Origin of the sequence: Streptomyces colwelliae (genome assembly GCF_048158785.1) — a bacterium.
GTDB lineage: Bacteria > Actinomycetota > Actinomycetes > Streptomycetales > Streptomycetaceae > Streptomyces.
Map to the genome: position 1 here is coordinate 1 of NZ_JBLTJC010000678.1, position 2,663 is coordinate 2,663.

The 2,663-nt window shown below is 70.8% G+C and carries 3 protein-coding genes; all 3 read right to left on the reverse strand.

What is annotated here, in order from left to right; genetic code table 11:
- Positions 1 to 171: 171 nt before the first annotated feature.
- Positions 172 to 555: a peptidoglycan-binding domain-containing protein gene (locus ACNFOC_RS53060; RefSeq protein WP_416966121.1), complete on the reverse strand. Its 384-nt coding sequence runs from the start codon at positions 553 to 555 to the stop codon at positions 172 to 174.
- Positions 556 to 1,055: 500 nt separating this feature from the next.
- Positions 1,056 to 2,105 carry a zinc-binding dehydrogenase gene (locus tag ACNFOC_RS53065; RefSeq protein WP_416966122.1) on the reverse strand — a complete coding sequence of 350 codons (1,050 nt, stop codon included), beginning with the start codon at positions 2,103 to 2,105 and terminating at the stop codon, positions 1,056 to 1,058.
- A 224-nt stretch (positions 2,106 to 2,329) separates the two neighbouring features.
- On the reverse strand, positions 2,330 to 2,663 hold a 334-nt coding region (locus ACNFOC_RS53070; protein WP_416966123.1), incomplete at its 5' end, for a hypothetical protein.

The window sequence follows — 2,663 nt, forward strand, 5'->3', positions numbered from 1 at the left end:
GTGTCGGGGGCGGCGGGCAGGGCGACGGCCTGTGTGCCGAGACCGACGGTCAGGGCGGCGGCTGCCGCGGCCGCCGCGATCGAGCGTAGGGATGGCATGAGCGCTTCCTTTCTCGGTGGTACGGAACGGATGAAGCCGCCCCGGGATCCGGGGCGGCTCGTCGCGCGGCGATCAGCAGTTGCGCAGGCAGTTCCAGGTCTGCGGGCCGACGATGCCGTCGTACTGAAGCCCGTAGTCGGATTGCAGGGCGTAGACGGCGGACCGGGTGGCGGGACCGAAGTCACCGTCGATCCCGGACGAGCCGACGGAGTAGCCGAGCGTGATGAGCAAGCACTGGGCCTCGCGGACCGTGTTGCCGGTGCTGCCGTAGCGGATGGTGGGCGGTGTCACACGGTTGTCGTAGCCGCAGTACCAGGCGGCCGCCTGGACGGCGCCGGTGGTGGCCACGTCGCGGGTCGGCGCGGCGGAGGCCGGGCCGGCCGTCAGTACGGTGCCGCCGGCTACGACGATCGCGGCTAAGGCGGTCGACACGGCGGCGGTGCGGATGCGCTTCATGGATTCTCCTCGTCAGCGGGTTCCGGAGGAGCGGCGTGCCCCCCACGCTGGATTCCGCACAGCATGGCCTGGCAGGCGCATGCCCAGCCAGGTTCTTGCGTTCTGACCTAAAAGCGCAGGTCGGTGCGGTGCGGAGGTCCGTGTGCTGCACAATCGGAAGCTGACCCGACAGTCAATGGAGAAGCCCCGGCGACCGCTGGCGCAGAGCGGTCGCCGGGGCTTCGTGGTGGTCGCCCGGAGCCGGCGGGGGTACTCCGCCGGACACTCAGAAGCTCACGCCGCGCACGAATCACGGCACGCGCGTCCGGCAGGAGTTCTCGGACCTGGCAAGGCACCACAGTGCGAGGTCGGATCCCGCCCGTCCCATGGCGGCACCGGTGGGGGCGGCACCGGTGGGGGCGGCGGCGAGCGCCGGGGCGTCGTCGACACCGTCGCCGACGACCGGCACCGTTCCGCCCGTGATCCGTCGGACGGAACTCAGGGGTGCATTCGGACGGAACTCAGGGGTGCATGACGATCTTTCCCACGTGGCCCCTGCGGGAGAGTTCTTCCTGCGCCCGGGCGGCCTGGTCCAGTGGGAAGGTCGCGGCGATGACAGGCTGGACCTCTGCCCGGCGAGCCAGGTCCATGAGGAGGTCGAAGTGTGCGGGCGTGTGCATGGAGGACCCGATGACCTGGGCGTTGTGCAGGTAGAGACGGCGTACGTCGAAGGTCACGTCGTAGCCGGCGAGCGCGCCGGCGATGACCCACCGGCCCCCTTCGCGCAGCAACGGCAGTCCCTCGCCGACCAGTTCGCCGGCCACGACGTCGAGTGTGACGTCGATGCCCTCCGGGGCGGCGGTGCGGATCTGCTCGGCGACATCACCCGCGCGGTCGATGACTTCGTGCGCGCCCTCTTCGCGCACCGCGTCGACCTTGGGTCCGCTGCTGATGGCGAGCACCCTCGCACCGCGCGCACGGGCGATCTGCACCAGCGCGAGCCCGACGCCGCCGGACGCTCCCGAGACCAGGGCGGTCTCCCCCTTCCGCAACCGGCCCCGTTCAATCATGCCCAGCGCCGTGCCGTAGGCGGTCGGCAACGCCGCCAACTGGTCGTCCGTGAGCGGGGATTCCGTCACGTCGTGCACCCGCTCCACCGGCGCCGTCACGTACTCGGCGTATCCGCCGTCGCGTTCACTCCCCATCAGGCCCACCGGGTTGGCGTCCGGGCCTTCGGTGTCGTAGATCGCGGGGTCGACGACCACCCGGCGCCCGACGAGGCTCGCCTCCCCTCCGGCCCCGACGGCCACGACCCGGCCGGCCACGTCGGCGCCCTGGATGCGCGGGAAGTCGATCGGGCCGCGCCAGCCCGACAGCGCCTTCGGATCTCCCGGACGGCCGTAGGCGCCCTCCCGGGTCCACAGGTCGGTGTTGTTCAGGGCTACGGCACCGACCTGGACCAGTACCTCTCCCGCCCGCGGGGCAAGGACGGCGACCTCCGCCGGCTCAAGGACCTCCGGCCCTCCGTGCCCTGTGATGCGCACCGCGCGCATGAACTGGGACGTACTCATCGCGTGAACCTCCTCGCAGGTATACTGATCTGTGAACATCTCTCACCGTACACCGATCAGTGAAGGGGCCCGCAGTGCAGGAGGCGCGGCCAGCTCAGGGAACGCTGCCAGTGCAGGAAGCGCGGCCGTTGACGCCGGCCGGGCGCCGGATCGTGGCGGCCGCGGAGGAGCTGTTCTACGACCGCGGAATCACAGCGGTCGGTGTGGATCTGATCGCTGAGCACTCAGGGGTGACCAAGCGGACCCTGTACAACCAGTTCGGTTCGAAGGACCACCTCGTGGCGGCTTATCTCACGGGCCGCGACCAGCGCTGGCGGTCGCTTGTCCGTGCCGCCGTCGAAGCCAGTGACCATCCAGTCGAGGCCGTCACCGCACCCTTCGAGGCCCTGCGGACTGCGTTCGCCGTCGTCGCTCGCCTTCTGGATCGCGGCGTCGGCGCCGATGACGAGCACGGCGATCGGGAACAGGCCGGTGGCGGCGAGTCTGAGCATCTTGCGGTGCATGTTGACGCGGGCGGTGGCGATGACGGCGGCGCGGATGTCGGGCGCCGGCCGGTAC